This window comes from Mesorhizobium sp. M5C.F.Ca.IN.020.29.1.1, from assembly GCF_003997375.1.
Classification (GTDB): Bacteria; Pseudomonadota; Alphaproteobacteria; order Rhizobiales; family Rhizobiaceae; genus Mesorhizobium; species Mesorhizobium wenxiniae.
In genome coordinates this window covers 1-1880 of the sequence record NZ_RZSW01000846.1, presented here as the reverse complement: position 1 = coordinate 1880, position 1880 = coordinate 1, and the positions used below count along the sequence as shown (strand labels likewise).

3 protein-coding genes are annotated in these 1880 nt (G+C 62.0%); all 3 read left to right on the top strand.

The genetic code is table 11. The features are described 5' to 3' along the window. The first annotated feature begins 73 nt into the window (after nt 1-73). On the top strand, nt 74-1024 hold the full coding sequence (locus EOA85_RS34220; protein ID WP_127212630.1) for a carbohydrate ABC transporter permease: 951 nt from the start codon (nt 74-76) through the stop codon (nt 1022-1024). Then, complete coding sequence (locus tag EOA85_RS34215) at nt 1021-1227, top strand: hypothetical protein (protein WP_029347717.1); 207 nt, start codon at nt 1021-1023, stop codon at nt 1225-1227. The genes EOA85_RS34220 and EOA85_RS34215 overlap by 4 nt, the downstream gene beginning before the upstream one ends. A 3-nt stretch (nt 1228-1230) precedes the next feature. Next, a partial coding sequence (locus EOA85_RS34210) for an ABC transporter ATP-binding protein (protein WP_164760097.1) occupies nt 1231-1880 on the top strand: 650 nt, incomplete at its 3' end.

The window sequence follows — 1880 nt, the reverse complement described above, 5'->3', positions numbered from 1 at the left end:
CCATCATCCTGTTCGTTGCGGTGTTCGGGCTGGCCAATATCTACGTCAAGGCGCTCAACAAGGTGAAGCAGAGATGAACCTGACGTCAGCCCATTCGGTCGTCGCACCCTCGGCCACGTCGAAGCGCGTCGCCGGCACGATCATCGTGCTTTACGCGCTGATCTCGATCGTGCCGCTGCTGTGGATCTTCGCCACCAGCTTCAAGACGCCGCCGGATTCGATCGCCTATCCGCCGAAGATCCTGTTCCAGCCGAGCCTCGAGGGCTACTGCAATCTGTTCTCGACCCGCACCCGGCAGACACCGGAATACATCAACTCGCTGGGACCGGCGACGGGCGTCTGCGACGAGACAGTGCGCAAGCGCAACATGGTGATCGCCGGGCCGTCCAACTTCATGCCGCGCTTCATAAACTCGCTGATCATCGCCTTCGGCTCGACCTTCTGCGCGGTGTTCCTCGGCACAATGTCGGCCTATGGCTTCTCGCGCTTCAAGGTGCCGTTGGCCGACGATCTGCTGTTCTTCATCCTGTCGACGCGGATGATGCCGCCGATCGCGGTCGCTATTCCCATCTACCTGATGTACCGCGAGCTCGGCCTGTCGGACACCGCACTCGGCATGATCCTGCTCTACACGGCGGTCAACGTGTCGCTGGCCGTGTGGCTGCTCAAGGGCTTCATCGACGAGATCCCGCGCGAATACGAAGAAGCGGCGATGATCGACGGCTATACGCGGCTGCAGGCCTTCTGGCGCACCGTGCTGCCGCAGGCGACCACCGGCATTGCCGCGACGGCCATCTTCTGCCTGATCTTCGCCTGGAACGAGTATGCGTTCGCCGCACTGCTGACCTCAGGCACGGCGCAGACCGCACCGCCCTTTATCCCGACCATCATCGGCGAAGGCGGCCAGGACTGGCCGGCCGTCGCCGCGGGCACGACGATCTTCCTGGTGCCGATCCTGGTGTTCACCATCCTGCTCCGCAAACAGTTGCTGCGTGGCATCACCTTCGGCGCGGTGCGCAAATGAGCCTGACCCAACCCGCAAAACGCAAGTCGCGCTGGCCGGCATGGGCGAGGCGCGGCCTGATGGAGAATATCGCGACAGTGATCATAGCCATTGGCTTCCTGATGTTGTTCCAGCCCTTCGCGCTGTCGCTCTATACTTATTCGTTCATCACCATGCTGGCCGGCACGGCGATGTTCATAATCGTCTCGAAATTTCCGGAGTAGACGATGGCGGAGATCAGGGTCGAGCATCTGAGAAAGGCATTCGGCGATTTCGTCGCCGTGCAGGATTCCAGCTTCGTCGTTAGAGATGGCGAGTTCTTCGTCATGCTGGGGCCGTCGGGTTGCGGCAAGACGACGACCTTGCGCATGATCGCCGGCCTGGAATTGCCGACCGGCGGCAAGATCCTGCTTGGCGGCGAAGACGTCACCATGCGGCGTGCCCGCGAGCGCGACATCGCCTTCGTCTTCCAGTTGTTCGCGCTCTATCCGCATATGAATGTGCGCAGGAACATCGGCTTCCCGCTGCTGGCGCAAGGCATGCCAGGCATCGAAATCCGCCAGCGCGTCGAGGAGACGGCGAAGCTGTTGCGCATCGACCATCTGCTCAACAAATCAGTCTCCGGCCTTGCCGGCGGCGACCGCCAGCGCGTGGCGCTCGGCCGCGCCATCGTGCGGCGGCCAAAATGCTTCCTGATGGACGAGCCGCTCGGCACGCTCGACACCGAATTCCGCGATCTCATGGTCCATGAGCTGCGCGAACTGCACAACCGCATCCATGCCACCACCGTCTACGTCACGCATGACCAGATGGAAGCGATGTCGATGGCCGACAAGATCGCGGTGATGAACCACGGCGTCATCGAGCAGTTTGGAAG